General features: G+C 49.7%; 19 protein-coding genes, 1 tRNA gene and 1 pseudogene. 8 read left to right on the top strand and 13 right to left on the bottom strand.

Going from position 1 to position 21755, the window contains the following annotated elements; all coding sequences use genetic code 11:
* The first annotated feature begins 14 nt into the window (after positions 1-14).
* From NL324_RS05365 to NL324_RS05355, 3 genes are read left to right on the top strand one after another with little or no spacing between them, the layout of a single operon-like run.
* Entirely contained in the window at positions 15-347 is a 333-nt protein-coding gene (locus NL324_RS05365) for a GPW/gp25 family protein (protein ID WP_253306634.1), read from the top strand.
* Positions 341-1228, top strand: a complete 888-nt coding sequence (locus NL324_RS05360) for a baseplate assembly protein (RefSeq protein ID WP_253307136.1) — start codon at positions 341-343, stop codon at positions 1226-1228. The genes NL324_RS05365 and NL324_RS05360 overlap by 7 nt, the downstream gene beginning before the upstream one ends.
* The gene (locus NL324_RS05355) at positions 1221-1853 is read left to right on the top strand and encodes a phage tail protein I (protein ID WP_253306633.1); all 633 of its coding nucleotides are present in this window, start codon (positions 1221-1223) and stop codon (positions 1851-1853) included. Before NL324_RS05360 ends, NL324_RS05355 begins: the two co-directional genes overlap by 8 nt.
* 301 nt (positions 1854-2154) lie before the next feature.
* On the opposite strand, the gene NL324_RS05350 is transcribed toward NL324_RS05355, so the two are convergent.
* The 10 genes from NL324_RS05350 to NL324_RS05305 all read right to left on the bottom strand — a co-directional run bounded on the left by NL324_RS05350 (position 2155) and on the right by NL324_RS05305 (position 12919).
* A complete protein-coding gene (locus NL324_RS05350; protein WP_253306632.1) occupies positions 2155-4599 on the bottom strand; it encodes a right-handed parallel beta-helix repeat-containing protein in 2445 nt (814 codons plus the stop codon).
* A gap of 309 nt (positions 4600-4908) precedes the next feature.
* The gene (locus tag NL324_RS05345; protein ID WP_253306631.1) at positions 4909-5481 is read right to left on the bottom strand and encodes a type 4 pilus major pilin; all 573 of its coding nucleotides are present in this window, start codon (positions 5479-5481) and stop codon (positions 4909-4911) included.
* Between the two features lie 30 nt (positions 5482-5511).
* A complete protein-coding gene (locus NL324_RS05340) occupies positions 5512-6612 on the bottom strand; it encodes a type II secretion system F family protein (protein WP_253306630.1) in 1101 nt (366 codons plus the stop codon).
* On the bottom strand, positions 6603-8135 hold the full coding sequence (locus tag NL324_RS05335) for a GspE/PulE family protein (RefSeq protein WP_253306629.1): 1533 nt from the start codon (positions 8133-8135) through the stop codon (positions 6603-6605). Before NL324_RS05335 ends, NL324_RS05340 begins: the two co-directional genes overlap by 10 nt.
* Positions 8136-8180: 45 nt before the next feature.
* The gene (gene pilP / locus NL324_RS05330; protein ID WP_253306628.1) at positions 8181-8666 is read right to left on the bottom strand and encodes a type IV pilus biogenesis protein PilP; all 486 of its coding nucleotides are present in this window, start codon (positions 8664-8666) and stop codon (positions 8181-8183) included.
* Complete coding sequence (pilO2, locus tag NL324_RS05325) at positions 8656-9888, bottom strand: type 4b pilus protein PilO2 (protein WP_253306627.1); 1233 nt, start codon at positions 9886-9888, stop codon at positions 8656-8658. The genes pilP and pilO2 overlap by 11 nt, the downstream gene beginning before the upstream one ends.
* A gap of 2 nt (positions 9889-9890) precedes the next feature.
* Complete coding sequence (gene pilN / locus NL324_RS05320) at positions 9891-11456, bottom strand: PilN family type IVB pilus formation outer membrane protein (RefSeq protein WP_253306626.1); 1566 nt, start codon at positions 11454-11456, stop codon at positions 9891-9893.
* 23 nt (positions 11457-11479) lie between these two features.
* Positions 11480-12025, bottom strand: a complete 546-nt coding sequence (locus NL324_RS05315) for a TcpQ domain-containing protein (protein WP_253306625.1) — start codon at positions 12023-12025, stop codon at positions 11480-11482.
* A 102-nt stretch (positions 12026-12127) separates the two neighbouring features.
* Entirely contained in the window at positions 12128-12439 is a 312-nt protein-coding gene (locus tag NL324_RS05310; RefSeq protein ID WP_253306624.1) for an HU family DNA-binding protein, read from the bottom strand.
* Positions 12440-12475: 36 nt separating this feature from the next.
* Complete coding sequence (locus NL324_RS05305) at positions 12476-12919, bottom strand: CaiF/GrlA family transcriptional regulator (RefSeq protein ID WP_253306623.1); 444 nt, start codon at positions 12917-12919, stop codon at positions 12476-12478.
* A gap of 900 nt (positions 12920-13819) precedes the next feature.
* Here NL324_RS05305 and ribA point away from each other — a divergent pair.
* From ribA to lpxL, 3 genes are all read left to right on the top strand, one after another.
* Positions 13820-14443: a GTP cyclohydrolase II gene (ribA, locus tag NL324_RS05300; protein ID WP_253306622.1), complete on the top strand. Its 624-nt coding sequence runs from the start codon at positions 13820-13822 to the stop codon at positions 14441-14443.
* A gap of 110 nt (positions 14444-14553) precedes the next feature.
* A complete protein-coding gene (locus NL324_RS05295) occupies positions 14554-15486 on the top strand; it encodes an NAD-dependent epimerase/dehydratase family protein (protein WP_253306621.1) in 933 nt (310 codons plus the stop codon).
* 16 nt (positions 15487-15502) lie between these two features.
* Positions 15503-16426: an LpxL/LpxP family Kdo(2)-lipid IV(A) lauroyl/palmitoleoyl acyltransferase gene (gene lpxL, locus NL324_RS05290; protein ID WP_253306620.1), complete on the top strand. Its 924-nt coding sequence runs from the start codon at positions 15503-15505 to the stop codon at positions 16424-16426.
* 44 nt (positions 16427-16470) lie between these two features.
* On the opposite strand, the gene NL324_RS05285 is transcribed toward lpxL, so the two are convergent.
* Both NL324_RS05285 and NL324_RS05280 read right to left on the bottom strand, forming a co-directional pair.
* Positions 16471-16544, bottom strand: a tRNA-Cys gene (locus NL324_RS05285).
* A gap of 100 nt (positions 16545-16644) precedes the next feature.
* Positions 16645-17490 carry an alpha/beta fold hydrolase gene (locus tag NL324_RS05280; RefSeq protein WP_366516341.1) on the bottom strand — a complete coding sequence of 282 codons (846 nt, stop codon included), beginning with the start codon at positions 17488-17490 and terminating at the stop codon, positions 16645-16647.
* A gap of 88 nt (positions 17491-17578) precedes the next feature.
* On the opposite strand from NL324_RS05280, the gene hemL reads away from it, so the two are divergent.
* Both hemL and gshB read left to right on the top strand, forming a co-directional pair.
* On the top strand, positions 17579-18913 hold the full coding sequence (gene hemL, locus NL324_RS05275; protein ID WP_253306619.1) for a glutamate-1-semialdehyde 2,1-aminomutase: 1335 nt from the start codon (positions 17579-17581) through the stop codon (positions 18911-18913).
* Positions 18910-19841 (top strand): annotated as a pseudogene (gene gshB / locus NL324_RS05270) (glutathione synthase). Before hemL ends, gshB begins: the two are co-directional and overlap by 4 nt.
* A gap of 187 nt (positions 19842-20028) precedes the next feature.
* Here gshB and NL324_RS05265 read toward each other — a convergent pair.
* A complete protein-coding gene (locus NL324_RS05265) occupies positions 20029-21729 on the bottom strand; it encodes a hypothetical protein (RefSeq protein ID WP_253306618.1) in 1701 nt (566 codons plus the stop codon).
* Positions 21730-21755 lie beyond the last annotated feature (26 nt).

Genomic DNA, 21755 nt, shown 5'->3' with positions numbered 1-21755 from the left:
GGGTAGGTATAGGTATGGAATTAACCGGCATGCATCGCAGCAGTGGTGCCCCGCTGTCTGGGGTGGCCCATCTGCAGCAATCCATTAAAGATATTTTGACCACCCCGCTCGGCAGCCGCCGCATGCGACCAGAGTATGGCTCAGAGCTGCCACGCTATGTCGATTTACCAATTAACCGCGGCTGGATCTCCGCGGTGCAGGCAGAAGCCGCACGGGCCATCAGCCGCTGGGAGCCGCGGCTCAAACTCACGGCAGTCCAGGTGGAGGCCATTATTGAGGGCTCCATTCATTTTAATATCCGGGGCCACTATGCGGCTTCCCCTATCGTTTTAGTGATGGCCTGGTGATCGATCTGGCACAACTGCCACCCCCTGAGGTGTTGGAGTCTCTAGACTTTGAGAACCTTTATCAGCAGCTGTTAGCGCTGTTTCGTACTCTGATGGGCGAGCGCTGGGAGGCACCACTGGAATCCGATCCCGTGATCAAACTACTAGAGCTAGCCGCCTACCGGGAACTCCAGCTGCGAGCCCGCATTAATGATGCCGCCTGCTCCGTGTTATTGGCTTTTGCGGTCGGTGCCGATTTAGAGCAGTTAGCGGCTAACGTCAATGTCTCCAGGCGGCTCGTGACCCCTGGAGATCCTCAGGCTAACCCGCCCGTGGTGCCTTGCTATGAGAGCGATAGCAGCCTGCGCGCTCGGGTGCCGCAGGCGTTTGAAGGGCTATCGGTGGCTGGCTCCCTCGCCGCCTATCGCTATCGGGCCTTGTCAGCCGATGGCCGGGTGATTGATGCCAGTGTCGAGAGTCCTCAACCCGCCACCGTGGTCGTCACCCTGCTCTCCAGTGAGACCACTGGTGCCGCTTCCACAGAGTTACTGATCACGGTTGAACAAGCGCTCTCTGGCGAGGCGGTTCGACCCGTGGCCGATCGGCTAACCGTCCAAGCTGCCGAGATCGTTCCCTATCGCATTAACGCCGGATTATGGCTCTATCCAGGCCCAGCCATCGAACCCATTATGGCCGCCTCCCGGCAACAGGTGATCCAGTATACCCAGCAACTGCAGCGCTTGGGCCGGGATATTCGCTGCTCAGTGCTGTTCGCCACCTTGCAGGTGGAGGGGATACAGCGGGTCGAGCTGATAGCGCCCGCGGGTGATCTAATCTTAAGTAGCCAACAAGCCGCTTATTGTGAACAGATTGACCTCAGCTACCAAGGGGCTGATGAGTAGCCAGCTGCTGCCACCCAATGCCACGCGCTTGAAGCGCGCGCTAGCCGATACCCTCAATCAGCCCTGTCCGCTGCCGATTACCCAGCTCTGGAGCCCAGAACACTGCCCCTTAGCGCTGCTGCCCTATCTCGCCTGGGCCCGTTCGGTAGATCGTTGGGATCCCAACTGGCCAGAAGCTACCAAACGCTTGATGGTCAGCAACGCCTTCTATATCCATCAGCACAAGGGCACCCTCAGCGCCTTAAAACGGGTGATCGCCCCCTTTGCGGGGGATTTTAAAATTACTGAGTGGTGGCAAACCACGCCACCAGGAGCGCCCGGGACCTTTACTATTGTATTGTCTGTCATAGAGACCGGGATCTCTGAGGAGACCTATCTCGAGCTGCAACGGCTACTCGATGATGCCAAACCCGCCAGCCGCCCCTATGCGCTCACCATCGCTGTTAAATCGTTAGGTCATTGCTCCGTGCAACTGGGTTGTTTTGACGGCGATCTGCTGCTGATCCAAGCATTGCTAGGCCCTATCAACGATCCAGCCCTACCCGCTCTCTATTGTGCGACAGTAGGCTGTTTTGACGGTGATCAGCTGGTGATTCACCCCCTAGACTCACTTCATGGAGAATAGCAGTGTCACAACACTACGGGGCATTATTAACCGTGCTAGCAGCTTATAGTGCTGTAGGCTAAGGTTGAGCCTGCTGCAAGAACTGCGTGAGCACCAGCTTCACCGCTGGTTGATGGAAACAACCGCACAAAATAGGGAAAAAGCCTCACCCAGAAGGGCTGTTCAGAGCCCCCCTCAAGCCCAGCTGCGGTGGCCCGCAGCTGGGCTTGAGGGGATCACACTCACCCGCCGCAGCTAACCTCGCGGTGGTGGCCTCCGGGCCTCAGCCATCGGCGGGCACGCCTAACTTAGGCCGCTGAACTCACGGGGGAGAGCTGCTTAGCTGCGAGCTGGTGGGGATGAGTAGGCTGCTGGCGTTGGTCAACAGGGCGATCGGCGCGGCTTGTCCGGCGGCGCTATAGTAGTAGAGCTGCCGCTGGCGGATGCCGGGGACCTCGCTGCTCTCTTCGGCAGAGAGGGCTTGCGTGAGTTGGTGAATGGTGGTGGTCTCTGGCATCTTCTCCTCTGCGGGAATCAGGGTGAGCTGGGCACTGGCGGGTGTCTTTAAGCTGCCACTGGCATCACTGATCAGCCGAATCGGGGCTCCCTTCTCTTCGGCCTGGTAGGCCCAATGACGGCCCGCAGGAAAAGCAGCGATATCGACGTTTTTCAGATCAAAATCGATTGCTAGATCGCTGCCAGTGATCTCGATAATCGGCGCCGATGCGATAGTGCTGGACTTTGGCAGGACAAACTGGCCAATCTTTAGCTGGTTTTTGGGGCTGAGGTGAAACGCTAACTGTGCCGGGGATTTGGTGGCGTTATCGAGATCAAAGATCACGCTGCCAATCGCGACTTGGTAATCGCCGTTAATATTGAGGCGTGAGCCGGGGCTGCAGTGGAGTGTATCCAGCTGCAGGGTGCCAGCGCCGTTTAAGGTGAGGCTGCCGCCCGTCGTTGAGGTGAGATCAATCACGCCATGGACGCTCAGTTGTGGGCTGTCGAGGATCACGGTGGATCCAGCCTGCTGGGGTTGAGGGGCGCCGGGGTTGGCTAGCATGATGCTGTTGATGGTGAGTGGGTGATTCACCTTCAGAGTGGCGCTGCTGGCGTTGGTGATGGCTAACACACTGCGCATGCCGGCGGTATGCGTTTTGCCTTCAATGGCCAAGGCTGGCGCTCCATTGAGGCTGAGGGCTCCATGATGTTCTAAGTGTGCCCCATCCAGTTGCACGGCAACCGCTGCCGGGGTATTCATTGCCAGCGCCCCCTCGACCACCACCCGCCCCGCTTTAGATAATGAAATCCCCTTTCCTTGGCTGCTCAGCGTCAACTGACCTCGATGGTTGAAGCTGCCCGCTTCAACCTGTAGGGCGGTCTCTTCACTGACGATCTCACTGATCGCCTCTCCAGTTCCTTGGATATCAACGATCGCCCCGGCGGCCAGGTGCAAACCGTTTTTTCCTTTAATACTTAGAGAACCTTGGTGTTCAAATTGAGCGGATCCAACATCAAGTGCCGTGCTAAATGGACTTTCTAAAGACAAGTGAGTACGGGAATTCCAAGTAGCACCTGAGGCAAGATTAATGCTAGACGATCGTTTGGATCTAATAGTGGTTGGCCCTTTAAAGGTAATCAAGCTCTGCTCACTTAACTTAACGCCTGATTCTGTTTCGGATTCAACAGTCACCGCCTTAGGCGCCGTTAATTGACTGTTACCACTCATACTAATCCCGACTGTTCCAGCGTTGATCTCTAAGGGGCCATTCAGGATGAGTTGACCTCCTTTACTTAAAGAGAGACTAGCACTCCCTTTGCTATTGACTGTAGTATGGCCGGTTATGGTAGCTAAGGTACCCGATAGTGACATCCCAGATTGATTACTTTCTGCTAACAGTGTGCCTTGATGATTAAAAGCCTCAGCATCACTAATAGATAGAGCAGTTCCTTGGGTAGAGTGCAGAGTCATGGGCCCTTCCGAACTAAAGCGGCAGAGATTACCCACGGATAGGCCGTTGTCTTTTCCAGAAATAGCTATTTTCCCCGGACTCTTAATAGAGCATTGGCTAATGGACGCAATGGTAACGCCAGTATTACCCTTAACCTCCAAATCCCCATCCAGCACTAGTTCGGCCCTATTTATTAAGGAGATGCCCCCACCGGTCTCTCCTTGAGAACTAACATTGCCGTTGATAGTTGCCGAACCCCCTTTCATCGTGAGCCCCCAACTTGCGCCTTGAATTATCAGGTCGTTGTGGTGGTTGAATACAGCCTCTTCAATAGCAATTGCAGTTTTGCCATCCGCTATTAGCACACTTTCTGAAGACCAATTGGCACTTAATCCTAGAAATAATCCTTCAACGCTTCCTCCAGAGAGCGTCGTTTTACCCTTAACTGCAACGTGAGCGCTTGAACTCATATAAACACCACGTTGTTTCCCACTGGTTACTAAATAACCTTTGATCGTTAATTGAGCCCGATCTGCTAAATTAATACCGTACCAAGTTTTTGCATCAGTGGTCGTATTGCCGTCAATGGTAGCACCCCCCCCCTCCCCGATCGACAAACCGTAATAGTTACCAGTAGCATCAATATCCCCATAATGTTGCCAACGGCCTGTAGAGGTTACTTTAATGGCCTCAGAGGCGGTGGTATCGATCACCAGATCACCCGAGGTGGTTTGCTTATCGTTGATAATTAACGGCTGATCACTGGCGGCTTTGGAAGCGGTGGCGGTAGCGGTTTTTTCAGCTGGATCGTGGTTCATAGTAACCTCCTAGCAAGGGGCCCCTCACGGTGAGGGCTGTCAGCGATTATCGGGCCGTCTGCTCCAGCGGCGAAAGCGGTGTGGCCAATTTTTATCAGTTATTTATTTGGGCTTAACTCACCCAGCTCTCTCTAACGGCCGCTCCGTTGCGTCCAGAAGGACAACTTGTACTTCTCAATAACCTTTCATCAATCAGGAAAGAGCATCGCTTCTCCAAGGTGATAGTGTTTGATAACACCTTCCATCGAAAAATAACAAGCAAACTCTATAGAAAATCTGGAATAGCTTAAAAACTGAACTGTAATATACTTACTCGGTAAACAAAAAAACCATCTCAACGGCATTCTTACCTGTTGTACCCCCTGATGCTTCTTTTGATCCACTACATGCAGTTATTATTTGTTCTACCGTACTATTTTCGTTAAGAGGTACTTCCTCAACTGTAATTCCATTAAAATTTCCAGAATGAATTAAATTTTGTGATAATTTTAGACAAGACTTAGTGGGAACACTAGGATAAGTGATATTAAATCCACTGCCAGCATCTCCCGCAATAGCCTGAATTTTAATTATACCTCCCCACTCATTTTTGACACTTGTACCATCGTCATTTAGTCCTTTAGGGATCATTTTTGCTTGCCTAAGAAGTTTAAAAAGATCACCACCACCCTCACTGGTATAACCAGTAGCGCCTCGTAATGAGCGGGCTGAACTATAAAGCTCTAAAATAGAATTCATAGCCGCTACTGTGCTAGAAGAAGAAAAAAGTTCACCCATTTTACTAGCAGATAATGCAATAATAGAGAAGCCAACGACCAGTACAATAATCAATTCTAAAGCTGTAAAACCACGCTGTAGAGAACTTTTTTTTGAATAGCGCATGTGATGAACCCCTTGATTAACCCACTGTAATTACTGACCAACCGACGATTGAACCGCATCTTGTAGCCCCCCGGCACCGGCAATCACCAACAGCATAGTGACCCCTACCGCCAGCACCCCGAACACCAAAATCAACTTAGCGATGCGTTGAATATAAGCCACCGTATCCTCCAGCCAACTGTTACCAAACTTCGCCATCGCCACATCGAGACCACTATAGGCGGCGATCACCGCCAAAAAGCGGTTCGCCTTTTTATCGGGAAAGTGGTACCCCGTATCACTTAACGCCTCCCCGAAGTTTTTACCGGCCGCCAACTCCTCCGCTACCGCCTCCAAACGGGTGCGCAGCCAGGGGTTGGCGTGCTCTAGCAGCTTGTTTAACGCCATATTCAGCCGCATCCCCGACTTAATCAGCGCCGAAATGTTCAATAAAAAAGTGGCCCCATGCACCATGCGGTAAATGGACCAAGGCGGGATCCTATCTAACCAGATCCGCAGCGGTGTGCCAAACCAGCTGAGGCTGCTTAAAGAGGCTACCACGATCACCAGCAAGACGATCACCGTCAACGGCCCGTAGTGCTGCACATAGTTGGCCAAGTGATAGAGCATCGCCGCCGGGCCGGTCCACTTGGCCGGATCAACCACTTGGGCTAACTTCGGCACCAACTCCGTAGCAATCATGTTCAGCAAAAAACCGGTCAGCAGAAACAGCACCAAGGGATAGGCTACTGCGCCGGCAATCGCGCCGATAATCTGCTTTTGCGCAATCATAATGCGCTCAGCATCCGCAAAGGCCTCATCCAGCTTGCCCGAGGCCTCACCCGCCTGCAGCAACATCCCCTCCTCCATCGGCACCCAGCGGGAGAGCGCCTCGGTAAACGGCAGCCCCTCATTCATGCTATCGATACAGTCCTGGATCACCATCGCGACCGGCTGGTAGGGCTGCTGGCCATCATTGCTGTAGACCCGATGCAGTTCGTTTAACGCTTCGTTTAACCGCACCTGATTGCTAATCAGCAGCATCAAGGAGCGATAGAAATCTAAACGCACACCGCTGCCAAAAGAGTACTTCGCCAAATAGGCATTGAGTCGGAAATTGAACTGTTGCCAATCTTCTAGCGCTAGCTGCATGGACTCTCTCCTCTGCGAGCGGTTAAGATCTCATCATCATCCAGCATGCAGACATCCTGCTCACCATCCGCTGGATCAACCGCCCCGCTATTGATCAGCTGAATCAGATTGTGGTTTTTCGTGATCCCCCCCAACTGCTCCAACCAGTAGCGGCGCGCGCCGTTTTTACCCGAGTGAATAAAGGCCTCCATCAGCCCAGCATCCGGCTCAATCACTTCGGCCACCACCGTGCGGCCATGTACCCCGCTATCGTTGCACTGAGCACAACCAGGGCCACGAACGTAGACTTGATCGGGCTGGCAGTGGTGGGCCACCCGCTCTTGCAGCTCCGCGCTGCAGAGGCCGCTCTGCTGCAGGTAGGGCTGTTTACAGTGATCGCATAACTTTTTAGTTAATACTTGGTTGATCAAGCCGGTGATCAAGGCGGAGTCGCCTAACAGCGACCCTGAGATCCCAATATCTTGCAGCCGTACCAAAATAGATAAAGCATCATTGGCATGCACGGTGGTCCAGACCCCATGCCCAGTCATCGCCGCCCGAAAGGTGGCCACCGCTGAGGAGGCATCGCGAATTTCACCACACATTAAAATATCGGGATCGAGTCGCATAGCGTTGGAGATGGCGCGGGCCCACTCCCGGCTCACCGCATCATCGTCATCTTTATCACAGAGTATCGGCGTCTGCACCGCGCCATCAATCCGATATTCCGGTGGATCTTCTAACGTCAAGATATGCGCCCGCTGCTGCCGCTGTTCAATAATGCGCTTTAAGATACACTCCAGCGTGGTGGATTTTCCCGAACCAGTGGGGCCTGAGAGGATATTGATGCCAAAGCGGCGGCTAGCCATATGGTTAATCACCCGTACCTGCTCGCTCAGATAACCCAGCTGCTCTAATTGAAGATTGGTGCTGCCGCGATCGTAGAGCAGCCGGATCACCATCAATAGGCCACTATCGGTCGGTCTGGTGGCCACCCGGCCGCCATACAGCCCACTATTTTTTAAAGCGGTGACCATCAGTCGAGCATCTTGGCTGCGGTTTGGATTGAAGACTGGCTCGGCGACATCACACATGGTTTGATAGATGGTGGCACAGATATCCTGGCCATCTTCTCGAGAGAGCTCTGAGGAGGTGATGAGTTCACCATGGACCCGAAATTTAATCCGGGTGGCAACTTCGCGGACAATAATGTGAATATCGCTGACCTGCGATTTAATCGCCAGGCGCATTATCTCCAGCACCTGCTCTTGGCGGTTTGAGTGCTTATCGCTCCCCAGCTCAGTCGCCGCTTTGCTATACAGCGCTGCAATAAATTCCATACTGGCGAGTGTGATTTTAAACTTAAACTGCGCCCGCCGCAGTTTATCAATGAAGGCTAAGACCCAGTAAGAGCGTTCATGCGAATTGGAGACATAGAGATCACCCCGCTCAGTGAGACAGATAATCTTTCTGGCCTCAGGCGCCAGCTCATACTCCTGCCCCGCGGCCGTTAAACACTTGACTGCTGTTAAATCATCTGCCATCACTACGGACTCCCCGATCGTTTTAAAGCACGCGGCCACTCAGCCTTATTGAAAGAGCGTTGGTGAGATGGTTTTTAAGGGGGTGAAGGGGACGGCGGTGACGGAGCCAGCGACGGTGTAGCGCTTGCCGGCCTTGATCACCTCGACTTTATCTAAACTGATGGCGATCACTTTTTCACCACAGAATAGGGTATCGCCGGTTTTGGCATCTACTTGTGTAGATTGATTATAAGAAAAGGTGGCAAAGCGCTGTTTTTTGACCCCATACACCGCATTGAGCGTTAAACTGCCAACCCCTTGTTGGCTACAGATTTCATTGGTGATCCCTTTCACTTCACTCATCTCATTCAGCTCCCGCTGTAGCTTGGCGTGCTCTAGGGCGACTTTCAGTAACAGGGATTTTTGTTGCAGCGTGCTGATATCGCCAATCCGGCCATCCTCAGCACCCAGTAACGGCGCCCTACACACCAGTAGACTCAGTGTCATGATTATGAGAGCGGTAAACGGTTGTACAGCGCGCTTATTGACCATAAATCACTCCAGCAATTTTCCAGGTTAATAACCCTTCCAGGCTCAATGTGGCGGTTAAATGGTTGATGACGACACCATCCAAGTTGAGATCCTGCAGCAGCAGCAGCGGCGATGTTTGGCTGATCAGCTCAAAATTAGCGCTTCGCTTGTTGCCGCTGAGCACGTCATCGACGCGGCCGGTCGCCACCCCCTGCTGTATTTTTCTTAAGATATCTTGGGCCAGGGTGAACAGCGGTTGCAACTGCTCTTGCTGGCGTTGGTTATCAATCCGGATCGGTTGATTAATCTGTGCACTATCGCCATTTTTTAAAAATTGATAGTGCTCTTGATAAACTTCCGGTAGCGCGGCTAAAAACTTTTTGACGGTACTCATCGGTCGTCGTTGGTAGACCGCCTTCGCACTCTTGGCATCGCAGAGAAAGCCAACGGCCTGCCAGCCGCCAATGCTAATTGGATAGCGGGTGATGGCTTGGACACAATCGCGCACTAGCTCCGCAGCTGGCGCCTGCTGGCGCCAAACCTCTTGTACGACCAAGGCTTTTTTAGCCTGTTGCGCTTGGAGCTCACGTAAGCGCGCTTGCCTGGCGGCCTCCTCTTTTTTTTGCTGATAATGCTGCCAACCAATTATTGCCGCGATGGCGAGCACGACTAAAATCGCAATCCGTAACCCGAAGCGCTTGGATTGTTGATTGAGCTCTCGGGTATACAGCAATCGCCGGTTCGCTTTCGGTGTTGTCCCTTTTAACAGGGATTCAATGGTTAATGACTCACCCCCCAATGAGAGTGCTGCGGGGGCATAAATGGTTTGCCAGTTAAACAGTGCTCTATAATTCTCAAAGTGTTCCAGCACTGATTCAGCGCTGGAAAACAGCGCATCACAGCCGGGAACCACCTGTCCGCCTTCAATGCCTAATAGGAAATAGCGATTTTCGCTCACTTCAAAAATTCCTAGCCAATCACTCCCAAGCTTATCAATCAACAGTAAGGCAAGGCTGTAGTAGCGCTTACTGTTCGGCAGTGACTTCATTAGGCCACATTGGGCTTTTTTACTCTGTTGATGAACAATAAAGTAGTCACACTGCTCTTTTTTAACCAGCTGTTTGGTCTCCTGCTTTAAATTTTTCAGGGAGGTCAATGGTTGCCAAATCAGGCCACCGACAGCACAATCATTGGCCCGCAAGGGGAGTATTAGCACAGGATTAGTCGTCGATGGCTGCTGCATCATTACTCCATAACCACTGGGGTGATCATAATGACAATAATGCTTCGTCTGTTTTCAGCATTGACACCTCCGCCCAATAACCAGTTGCTAGCCATGCCAGTGCCATGACGGTTGGAGGAGGTATTGGTTTGTTCAAAGCCCGATAACACTAAGGTCTGTCCCGATTTTAATTTGACCTTTTGCGAAAAGATGCGATTATCAATTTCAGGGATCTGTATTTGATTATCACCAGACGAAACAGTTTTAATGCTTTTTAATTCACTGAGATTAATCGAGTATTGCAATAATAATTGATTATCTGGCATCACAAATGGTAGCAAGTTCATATTAAAGCCGCTGGTCACTGTTCCTGGGGTCAGTGAGCTCGTCTGGCCTACCCCGGAGGTGCTGCTGTTTTCTACTCGGGCTAAATAGCTCGTCTCAGTCGCCACTTGGACCGGCACCGGTTGCAAATTCAGCGTAGTCACCGAGGGAGAGGTGATCAGTGAGACCTCCCCTTGCGTGGCTAAAGCATCCAGCAATAGATTTGAGGTGTTAAAATTACCGTCCAGAATATTCACCGTGGTACTCAAGCCACTCCCTGCCTCGATGCCGCTTAATGCCCCCTTGAGCCCTGCTGCTACACTTTTAGTTTGGTAGATTAAGTTCCAGTTGATATCAAATTGATTTTTATCATTCAAGGCCACAGTAATCACTTTAACATTCAGTAAGACCTGTTTAGTAATTGACCGATTTTCTGCATCAATATAGTGTTGAATACGATTCAGCACCTCCGGCGTATCGGTTACGGTAATCGTTCCCGTGGCGCTAGAAGCCGATAAACGACCAAAACCAGGGGTCAACATCGATTCAATACTTTTACCGATATCTTGCACCATGGCGCTCTTGAGTGAGACCGAAGTGGTTTGCGAACTTTTACCTTCGCCACTACTACCACCGCCTTGGCTGTCTCCTTTGAGTCCAGCATCCACCCCAGACTGTACTACAGATTTCATTTCGGTTACTGAAGGAATGGCATAAATATAAAAAGTTCGAGAATCTAAATAGTAGAGATTAATTTCACCATCACTGTACTTCCAAGATAACCCCAGTGAGGCAGAGACGACATCTAATAATCCATCCAGTTTACCTTCCCAACGGATCCCAGTAATTTTTTGCGATTCACTACCATTTTTATTCGATCCCGACCGCCGATCCTGTTTGCCACCGCTCACCCCGGATAGCTTCTCCTCAGCATCTGGCGTTATCCGGACCGGTAGTCCACACAATTTATTGATTAAAGTGCTAAATTCATTTAGAGCCATCGGCGTTCCCGTGGCAAAGGTGATCTCACAATTGATGGCCTTTGGAATACGCTCTGTAATAATCTTAATCGCTTTTTTAGAGACCCAGGGTTGGCTATGCACCCGAGTCTGTTGTCGGTGTGCATGCTGGAGTTCTTTGATCAACTGATCATTCTGCTGTTGGGTTTCATTGATCTGTTCGGAGTTTTTTCTAGCGTGGTAAGCAGCAGTACAGCCGTTTAATAGCAGTACTAGCCACGGCAATAGAAAACGGGTTAATGACATAATGACTCCATCAAACAGAAACATTAATGGGAAATAACAGTCAACTGCTGCGGCGGGTAAATATCTAAATAGAGGGGATATTCAGCCTCTTTATACACATTGATCATCGCCTCCATCGCTTCCTCGAAAGAGCCTTTGAAACAGACTTCAACCAGAACAGGATAGTCATACTCTGCATTCCATTTTATCGACCAACCAGAGGTTTTACCCCAAGCGATCACTGAACTCTTTAAAGTTTTTCCCGATGGGGCACACCAGGTTTTCTTTGGGGCTGATTGAACCCGCATTACTTTTTTTTGTTCATTCAATGATGGCTGAGATAATAATCTCTCTGCTAACGCATAAGCTTGAGCTGCTAAGATCTCCGCACGCTGCCTAATGTCATTATCTGATTGTATAGAGTTTGTAGTAGCTTCTCTTGGTAAGTTGTTTTCATCAGACGTTGGGTAACCAGCTTGCAGGATAGGAGAGGCAAAGAGTAGTAGTAACAATAACATGATCAGAGTTTTTTCTATTCGTATCAGCATGAATTTATCCTCTATCGGTTTAAATACAAAATAGAAAATCATAGTGGTTTCACTGATCGATGATTAAATTCCTCTCTGCCCCAGGAATTTTAATAGCTTTTAATAATCATTTGGGATCCTGCACCTGCTGATAAACTAGGGCCCTCATAACAGCCCCGCATCAGATTGCATCCGTAATCGTTTGTTAAATTTACGGGACGGGCGGAAACACATGACTGTTCTTTCTGGTACTAACATGGCTTCTCCAGTGCGTGGATTACTCATTGAACGGCTATTTTTCTTTTTTAAAAAGAACGATCCAAAGCGATAGAGGCAGACTTTGTTTTTTTTCAATAGCAGTGTCCAAATCATATCTAAAACATCCGTTAATAGATGATTTGCTTGCTCTTCAGTGAGATGATGTTGAACAGCTAACGCGCGGGCGATATCTTTTTTCTTTACTGATTTTTCTAGCATGATTTTATCCGCTCTTTTAAAAATTTTAGAATAATTTTAAATTTGTGGAGTCGGCCTACTGAGCAGGCAAGACCAGAGCAGTTGCCCTTTATCTTGTGATTTTTTTGCTCGCACCCCCGGAAGGGAGGGTAAAATCACTACCGCGCGTTTTTTCTTTTTTTCTTCTAGAACATCATGAATCAACATATAGTTTTTAGCAATATTTCCTTTGCCTGATTTAACACGTTTAATGGAGCAGATAATGTCTTGATGCTTTCTATAGATAGAAGAAATAATCCCAGAAGCTTGCCGTAAGGAGATGCCAAAAGCGGTTGTAATATCATCTCTACAGACATAATTTTTTTTCTGCAACCCCCAGTAAGAGACTAAACGGTATAAAGGAACATTACGAATGTGCCCCACCTCTTGGGGTATGAAGTAGGTGTCATAATTACTTTGCTTAGGATGAATTATTTCGCTTTTAACAGCATTATTTTCCATTGTTCCTCCAACAGTATTCATGGATAGATTTTGATAACTATACAAATGTTCATCAACGCTACCAATATAACAGTCAGCTCCCTACAAGGACGCTTGGCAAGCGTCGGCAGTATGTTGATTTTTTATTTCTATTTATGATTTATTTTGTTTCTATAAAAATCTGCCTATTAACAAAATGGGCTAAAATGTTAATAACAACGATCGTTTTTCTGTGTGATAAATAAACAAAAAGTTGTTTTATTATACTTAATGGTTAAAAATGATACTTTTTATGATTTAAAATGGGTTGTTTAATGTAAAATAAAAAGGTTCAAACTTCTATAAAATAGCAAAACGCAGAGGATAAAAAACAATCAAAAGAAAAAAAATAGGAAAAAAATCATTAATAACAACAGGTTAAACCAAAGAATTTCTTATAAAAATGGCAGTCGACTTCCTTTTTTTAATGAGCTAGAATTACTTTACCTTATAGCCCATTTTGTTAAGTTCTAAATAAAAGTAAATGGTGAGCTTAATTAAGCTGAAGGGGTTGTTCGACCTTAAAAAGTCTCAACTAACCAGAAGGGCTAGTACACTTGATACCGGAAAGGGTCGACGACTGTTTATAGTTTTCTGCCAATTGGTGAGATCACTGTTTGCCGAGTCGATCGTGCTCTGATGATGCCGCTGTTCAATGCTCAGGGCTCAATTAAGCTGAAGCCACTGGGTACCCCGGGCGTTTCAGCTGAGGCCATGCCTTGAATAGCCCAACCTTTCACTATCGGGCCCAGCAATAACCATTTTCTAACGGCTGATCGCTTCACAGCATCCCTGATACCTCGCTATTACTAGCTGATCCGGTGATAATACTCCCTAGAAATGTACTCTCCAAGCCATCCGATCGAGAGGTGTTGATTCCTGATGTTATTACAACGCGTTGCTGAAACACAACTCCCAACGCCCTGGGGGAAGTTTCAGTTGGTGGGTTTTCATGATCCGAAGCGGAAACAAGAGCTTTTAGCCTTGATCATCGGTGATGTGACCACGCCAGAGCCGGTGTTAGCTCGCCTGCACTCCGAATGTTTAACCGGTGATGCCCTGTTCAGCCTACGGTGTGATTGCGGTTTTCAACTACACACCGCCATGAGGACCATTGCAGAGAGTGGACGGGGGGTGTTACTCTACCACCGTCAGGAGGGTCGCGGGATTGGTTTATTAAATAAACTCCGTGCCTACGCCTTACAAGACCAGGGTGCTGATACGGTGGAGGCTAACCACCAACTCGGATTTGCCGCGGATGAACGCGATTTTAGTCAGTGTGCTCAATTATTTAGGTTGTTGGGTATTGGCAGCTTACGTCTATTAACGAATAATCCCCATAAAGTAGCGGCTTTGCAGCAGGCAGGCTTGAAGATTATCGAGCGGGTGCCGCTACACGTAGGCCATAATGCTCATAATCAACAGTACTTGGCGACCAAAGCCACTAAGTTAGGCCATTGGCTAGAGCAGTCACTGCACCACCCCAACCACACCGCCTGTGAATAATTTCTCTTCAGGACCCTTGCATTATTCTTCAACGACCATACCATTTGTCAATAACCAAAACGGGCTAAACGATGCCCCCTCGCCAAGGTTGGTGAGGCTGGAGTGTGTCAATGAAAATTATTATCACCGGCGGGGCGAGTTTTTTAGGCCAGCGCTTAGCTCAGGCGCTATTGACCTCCCAGGAGTTTCCCGATTTTAAAGAGCTCTATTTGATCGATGTGATTCCACCAGTACGTCCTACGGCCGATCGGCGGGTCCGTTGCCAAGTCGCTGATTTAGCAGCCCCAGGAACCATAGAGGCTCTCCTGTATCAGCCGGTAGATATTCTGTTTCATTTGGCGGCCATCGGCTATCAGCAAACTGCGGCGGATTTTGAGTTCGGTATCAAGATTAACTTCGATGCAACCCGCCAGATTCTAGAAGCCAGCCGTCGTGCCCTAAAACCCTGCACCCTGATTTTGACCAGTTCAACGGCTGTCGGATCAGCCACGGTAACCGACGCTACTGCACTCCATCCACACTCTGCCTTTGGTACTCAAAAAGCTTTGAGTGAGTTGCTGATCAAAGATTATTCTCGTCGGGGGCTCATCGATGGACGGATCGTACGTCTGCCTCTGCTACGGCTTGAACCTGCCAGTGGCCAAGAGCATATCACCACCTTTCTTGCTCCGCTGATCCAGAACTTACTGGCCAATAAAGAGGTCTCCTGGCCCATTGATCCCAGGCTGCCGCTCTGGCTGGCTAGCACACACGCTATCGTGAATAATTTACTACACAGCGCGCTGCTGCCGAGCAGCAGTTGGGGGGATCAGCGCGTGGTGACGCTACCTGGGATCACCACCACCTCTCATTCACTCATTGAGACGCTCAAGCAGCGGATGACCCGTGATTCACTGCCGCTGATTCACTATGCGGTCGATGAATCGCTGAACGCTATTCTCGCTGGCCAACCCAGCCAGTTTGAGCGCTCACCCGCTGAGGCTCTGGGCTTCCGAGGAGATAGATCCCTATCAGAGCTCTTCTCCTGTTTTTTTGAGTCCTAGGCGTTAACAACTGGTGATGCAAATAACCGGCTCGCAGTGGCGTTGGCAGCTGTTAAAACCCCGTTATTGGGGCCTATGGTTGGGTATTGGCCTACTGTGGCTACTAGTGCAACTGCCCTACCCCCTGCTCTATCGCTTGGGGCGACGCTTAGGGCGGTGCTCTATGCGATTTGCCCACCGTCGGCTCCACATTACCCGCTGCAATCTACAGCAGTGCTTTCCAAACCTGACGCTTCAGCAGCAGCAGCAGCTATTAATCGACTCTTTTGAATCGGCTGGATTAGGAGTGATAGAGTGCGGTATGGCCTGGTTTTGGTCCAATCGACGGATTAACCAGTGGTGTACGCTCAGTGGTACTGACGCTATCAGCAACCTGCAACAGATCCAGCAAGGGATCCTCTTGATTGGGATCCATTTTTTTAGCTTGGAACTCGGCGCCCGGGTTTTCGGGCTGCGGTTTCCTGGCATTGGGGTCTACCGTCCACACAATAACCCTTTACTAGAGTGGTTACAGGTGCGGGGGCGCTTGCGATCTAATAAGGCCTTGATCAATCGCAAAAATATTAAGGGGATGGTCAAACAGCTGAAACGGGGGGCGATATTGTGGTACGCCCCCGATCATGACTACGGCCCTAACAACAGTGTCTTCGTCCCCTTTTTTGCGGTAAAACAGGCGGCTACGACGCTAGGAACTCACTTTTTAGTTCGTCATGCCAATCCTGCTGTGGTCCTGTTCACACCGCTGCGGCATCCAGAGGGACAAGGCTATTCGGTCATGCTACAACCACCATTAGCTACCCCGCTGCCCGCCGATCCAGTGGCAGCCACCACCCTGATGAACCAAGCGATTGAAACAGAAATTTTACGAGCGCCCGGGCAATACATGTGGCTACACCGGCGATTTAAGACGCGTCCAGTCGGTGAGCCCTGTGTTTATTAACAGCGTTGAGTGAAAGCGCGATGATGGGAGGTTCGGTTGATCATTGGAGGCGCGTCCCGGAATCGAACCGAGGTACACGGATTTGCAGTCCGCTACATGACCACTCTGCCAACGCGCCAAAACCATTCAACGGGAGAGCATCCTAGCGGGGATCTGCTCTCTATCGTTTGCAGTCAAGGCGGCAGATCCTACCCGAATCTTCGACGAAGTCAATGTTATTATGCGCTTAATCCGCCCTGCCCCTCCTGCGCGGCTGCTATAAACTGGCGTACCCTCTGCAACACCGCCTCGGGCTGCTCACTGGCTAACCAGTGGCCTGCTTGTGGCAGGCGATGAATCTCCGCACGCGGGAATTGTTGCTTCACCTGGGAGTGATAGGTGGGTAGTAGATAATCTGAGCACTCACCACCAATAAAACAGGCAGGTCCGCCCCAGGATCCCGGAATATCCCAACCACTAATAGCCGGATAGCCTCTCTGTAGTACCGGCCAGTTAAAACGCCACTGACCCTGATGAAACGACTTTAATAAAAAGTGCAGGGTGGCCTCTTCAAAGTTTAAGGCGCGTAACACCTGCACTGCTGCCGGACGCTGCACAACCTCAGCATCCACCACCGCCTGAATCCCCTTAAAAATAGCGTTATGACGCTGTTGGTCATAAGCGACCGGGGCGATATCTAACACCAGTAACTGTTTGATCGGCTGCGGCGCCAGCAAGGCCATTGCCATCGCTACTTTGCCTCCCATGGAGTGACCTAACAGAATCACCGGCGGCAGCGACAACGCTGCTAGCAGCGCTAACAGATCCTGAGCCATCAGGGTGTAGTTCATCTCAGCACTGTGCGGCGAGCGCCCATGGTTACGCAGATCGGGCGACAGGATAGTATAGTCCCGCTGTAAATCACGGGCTAAAACCCCTAAATTATCTAGGCTGCCAAACAGTCCATGTAATAAAACAATCGTCGGGCCTTGACCTTGTAGACGGTAGTGCAGTTGCATCCCATCAGTGTAACTGGATCCTTCATCGATTATCCAGAGGAATACTACGGCAAACGCTCCTGTCACTGGTAGGCTCTCCTCCATATCGAAGCTAGCGACAGCCTACCGGTTGCTTTAACATAGGGGGATTACTCCTACGACTACTGGCTAATCGATGTCCCAATCAGAGCAACTCTTTAAGCAGGCCCAGCAGCTGATGCCTGGTGGCGTTAACTCCCCAGTCCGCGCCTTTACTGCTGTCGGCGGCACCCCCCGCTTTATTCAATCAGCGCAGGGACCTTGGCTCTATGATGTCGATGGTCAAGCCTACTTAGATTATGTGGGGGCTTGGGGTCCGATGATTCTAGGACACAACCATCCCGCCATCCAGCAAGCGGTGTTGAGCGCCTCTGCTCATAGTTTAAGCTTTGGGGCACCCACGGCCATCGAAGTCCAGATGGCACAACTGTTGACCGAATTGCTTCCCTCGTTGCAACAAGTTCGCATGGTCAATTCAGGAACTGAAGCCACGATGAGTGCCATCCGTCTGGCACGCGGCTATACCGGGCGCGATAAAATCATTAAATTTGCTGGCTGCTACCACGGCCATGTCGACAGCCTCCTGGTCAAAGCAGGTTCAGGAGCTTTGCCCGATAGTCAACCCCATTCGCACGGCATTCCCTTAGGGGCGATCCAAGATACCCTGGTGGCCACCTATAATGATTTAGAGCGGGTGGCCGCTGCTTTTACTGCTTATCCCGAGCAGATTGCTGCTGTCATTGTTGAACCAGTAGCGGGTAACATGAGCTGTATTCCACCCCTGCCAGGGTTCTTGCCTGGCCTGCGGGCCTTATGTGATCACTCTGGAGCCCTGTTAATCTTTGATGAAGTGATGACTGGGTTTCGCGTCGCTTTGGGGGGTGCCCAAGCCTATTATAACGTTATCCCCGATCTCACCTGTTTGGGGAAAATTATTGGTGGGGGCTTGCCCGTGGGGGCCTTTGGCGGTGCTCGCACGATTATGGCGCAGCTCGCCCCTCAAGGGCCGGTCTATCAAGCAGGAACCTGCTCAGGGAATCCTATTGCACTAGCTGCTGGTTATGCCTGCCTAACAGAGTTAGCACGCCCTGGTCATGAGCAGCGCCTGCAGGCGCTGGCAAACCGCCTGGCCACTGGCCTGCGCGCAGCGGCAGCCACGGCCAATATCCCGGTATTGGTCCAGCAGGTGGGGGGGATGCTGGGAGTGCTCTTTACCTCTGCTGCGAGCGTCACCAATGAGCAGCAGGTTCACCAGTGCGATGTGGAACGCTTTAAGCAGTTTTTCCACCAGATGTTGGCTCGCGGGATCTACTTAGCCCCTTCAGCCTTTGAAAGTCACTTTATGTCGTTAGCCCATAGTGAAGCGGATGTTGACCGTACCATCGCTGCCGCCGCCGAGAGTTTCACTACCCTGCACTCAACGGCCCCAGCGACTACCACCCAGCCGATCCCGCAGAGGAGAGCCCCATGATCACCCTGGGGATCGTGATGGATCCGATTGCTTCCATTAATAGTCACAAAGATACCAGTTTTGCCTGGCTCCTGGCTGCCCAACAACGTGGCTGGCAGCTGCACTACCTAGAGCCTGCCGATCTCTCACTACTGAATGGCGTACTCTACGGCCGCAGTCGGCTGCTGCAAGTGATGCGGAGTGAGACCGCCTGGTTTGCCTTTGGCCAGCAACAGACGCTGCCATTAGGCCAACTAGACGTGCTATTGATCCGTCAAGATCCCCCCTTCGATACGCGCTACCTCCACCTCACCCAGCTGCTTGAGCTGGCAGAAAGGCAAGGGACCTTGGTCATCATCGACCACAAGCGTTACGTGATTGTAATGAAAAGCTATTCGCCACCTGGTTTGCCGATCTGATGCCAGAGACCCTAGTGACTCAACAGGCCGCGCTGATTCGTCACTTTCATGAGCAGCACGCTGAAATCATTCTAAAACCGCTGGATGGCATGGGGGGGAGTAGTGTCTTTTATCTGCAGCGCCAGGATCGCAATCGCGCGGTGATGATTGAAACCTTAACCCAATACGGCCGGTGCTACTGCATGGCGCAACGCTATCTTCCTGAGATCCAACAGGGTGATAAACGCGTTCTGCTGGTCGATGGCCAGCCTATTCCCTACTGCCTAGCCCGTATTCCAGCAGCGGGCGAGGCTCGCGGTAATTTAGCAGCGGGTGGGCGTGGTGAAGCCCGCCCGCTGACTGCCCGTGATCGTGCTATCGCTGAACAGGTGGGGCCGCTACTCAAACAGAAAGGGCTGCTGTTCGTGGGCTTAGACATTATTGGAGAGTACCTCACGGAGATCAATGTCACCAGTCCCACCTGCCTACAAGAAATTGAAGCAGCGTACCCGATGTCTATTACTGGCCTGCTGCTCGATGCCATCGAATAACGGTTGACGCTGCGTGGCACCCAGACCAGTACATAACACTGTTTTGGTCAAAAAACAGGGTGACTGATCCTTTAGAAGCTCCCCAAATTGTAGCCTCGCCACCACTGGGCCCTCAAGCAGATTAGGCTACAGGGAGAGTTTTAATAGACACCAGAAAAATCATCGACGGGATCCTGGTCATGATCGATCAGGCAGCATTCAATAAAACAGGATCAGCGGTTAATAACTGCCTAGAAGAGAGCCCAGCGGTTGAGACCATCACTGGTTCATCTCCCTGGTGAGCTGCTAGATCTTGAATGAGCTTCTGGTTAACCACTGGGGTGGGTTGGTTAGTCGCTACTTCACCTAGCCTGGCTGCTGACCAGTCACCGGAAAATCTTTTTAAATCAGGAATGGCATCCAATAGATAATGGGTAATCTGACTGCTTTTTATTGAATGATCTTGGTTTTGCTCACCCTGAGGGAACAGTTGATCAAACAAAACCTCAGTTTTTAATCGATCTAATAATTCAGAAGAGACCTGGATATTTTTTTGTAAGTTTTTTTGTAATTTATTATATAAAAATTCTGCTCTTCTTAAAACCTTAAATATTAAATGTTCTTGATTTTTTTTATGGATTAAATCTAAAAAAATTGCTTGATTAGAAAGATAACATTCCTCTTGTTTCTCTCTTTCATCTATTTGATCAAGCACACAAGGTAATTGTTTTTTATCAAGCAACCGATCGATCCTAGAAAACTCTTTTCCAAATCCCATAATAACATTAGGGGTAATACCAGGTTGCGAAAAGGGTAGCCTATCACTATTGATAAGCTGTTGATATAATTTTGAAAATAGCCCCCCATTCCCTTTATAAAAGTCAAGGTGTGGAATATTAGTTTCATGGTTAGTATACCCCTGAGGGAAGCAGACAGCATGACCATATTCGTGACCAAAAGTTTCAAATATTGCATCATCCTCCCAAGAAAAATAATATTTAACTAGAGCAATTCTAGCAAAATTATTGGTACAAAAACCAGTTCCACCTATCCCGCTATCATCAGCCAGCACTCCCAGACGGTACACCTGAAAATTCATTCCATTCTCATAGATCACTTTGAGTTCTTCAGAACTAAAAGTGGTTGTATTGTCTGTGCCATCCTCATTTTCTAAATGATCAAGATCTCGCCAGAGACCAAACTGTCCTTTTAAAAAAAGATCCTGATACTCATCACTACTGACTATACAGGCAATTTCTGGGATGAGCGCTGTGTAAGCTCTAGCATACTGTGGGGTGACGTCAGTACCGCCTTGATTTGTTTTATGATAAAAACGAATTTGCCAATTCACTTTTATTTGTTGTAATTTTTCAAAGACTCGGTGATCGGTGTACACCTCAAAAACTGGTTGACACTCTGATAAACGTGTATTAGGACCCAGAACAATCCGATAATCTGTATCTGTTTTATAAGATTGCTCTTTTTTAACAAAAGGGTAACGGCAGATGAGTTGAGAATGACCTTTAAGCTCATTGAGACACCCTAAAGCAATTGGGCTACCGATATCTGACAACTGCATAAACACGGTCACTTTTTCAAAATCGGTGGGCGTAAAGTTGGTGATTTTAAAAGTAGCATCATCCAGAGGAACCACCTCTAACATACGATTAACATAGAAATTTCTATCCGCACTATACAACTGTTCCGGTGTCTCTTCATCAGTCAAAATAGGGGTTTGCTGGATGATCTCAATTTCAGGTGAGTGGTCCGTCATGTTGAGAGGTTTTGAGATTTTTTTTATAAAAGAAGGCCGTTCAGATACACTAGTCAGTGCTTTAGACAGCATCGACGGAAACTGTTTTAATAAATCCACCTGACTACTTTTTTGTGCAACTTGCAAACGATCCATGGCATCCACCTAATTTTAAATAAAAA

The sequence above is a fragment of the unidentified bacterial endosymbiont genome (assembly GCF_918320885.1).
Lineage (GTDB): Bacteria > Pseudomonadota > Gammaproteobacteria > Enterobacterales.
Note: the sequence above shows the minus strand (reverse complement) of the source record. Positions and strands in the feature narration are given on the sequence as shown.

Bases quoted from the DNA above. Each gene is read 5' to 3' on its own strand.
- NL324_RS05355 (WP_253306633.1), top strand. From the start codon at position 1,221: ATGAGTAGCCAGCTGCTGCCACCCAATGCCACGCGCTTGAAGCGCGCG.
- pilN (WP_253306626.1), bottom strand. From the start codon at position 11,456: ATGTCATTAACCCGTTTTCTATTGCCGTGGCTAGTACTGCTATTAAAC.
- hemL (WP_253306619.1), top strand. From the start codon at position 17,579: ATGTCCCAATCAGAGCAACTCTTTAAGCAGGCCCAGCAGCTGATGCCT.
- pilO2 (WP_253306627.1), bottom strand. From the start codon at position 9,888: ATGCAGCAGCCATCGACGACTAATCCTGTGCTAATACTCCCCTTGCGG.
- NL324_RS05365 (WP_253306634.1), top strand. From the start codon at position 15: ATGGAATTAACCGGCATGCATCGCAGCAGTGGTGCCCCGCTGTCTGGG.
- NL324_RS05295 (WP_253306621.1), top strand. From the start codon at position 14,554: ATGAAAATTATTATCACCGGCGGGGCGAGTTTTTTAGGCCAGCGCTTA.
- NL324_RS05315 (WP_253306625.1), bottom strand. From the start codon at position 12,025: ATGATTTTCTATTTTGTATTTAAACCGATAGAGGATAAATTCATGCTG.
- NL324_RS05335 (WP_253306629.1), bottom strand. From the start codon at position 8,135: ATGGCAGATGATTTAACAGCAGTCAAGTGTTTAACGGCCGCGGGGCAG.
- NL324_RS05265 (WP_253306618.1), bottom strand. From the start codon at position 21,729: ATGGATCGTTTGCAAGTTGCACAAAAAAGTAGTCAGGTGGATTTATTA.
- pilP (WP_253306628.1), bottom strand. From the start codon at position 8,666: ATGGTCAATAAGCGCGCTGTACAACCGTTTACCGCTCTCATAATCATG.
- NL324_RS05345 (WP_253306631.1), bottom strand. From the start codon at position 5,481: ATGCGCTATTCAAAAAAAAGTTCTCTACAGCGTGGTTTTACAGCTTTA.
- NL324_RS05305 (WP_253306623.1), bottom strand. From the start codon at position 12,919: ATGGAAAATAATGCTGTTAAAAGCGAAATAATTCATCCTAAGCAAAGT.
- ribA (WP_253306622.1), top strand. From the start codon at position 13,820: ATGTTATTACAACGCGTTGCTGAAACACAACTCCCAACGCCCTGGGGG.
- NL324_RS05310 (WP_253306624.1), bottom strand. From the start codon at position 12,439: ATGCTAGAAAAATCAGTAAAGAAAAAAGATATCGCCCGCGCGTTAGCT.
- NL324_RS05350 (WP_253306632.1), bottom strand. From the start codon at position 4,599: ATGAACCACGATCCAGCTGAAAAAACCGCTACCGCCACCGCTTCCAAA.
- NL324_RS05340 (WP_253306630.1), bottom strand. From the start codon at position 6,612: ATGCAGCTAGCGCTAGAAGATTGGCAACAGTTCAATTTCCGACTCAAT.
- lpxL (WP_253306620.1), top strand. From the start codon at position 15,503: ATGCAAATAACCGGCTCGCAGTGGCGTTGGCAGCTGTTAAAACCCCGT.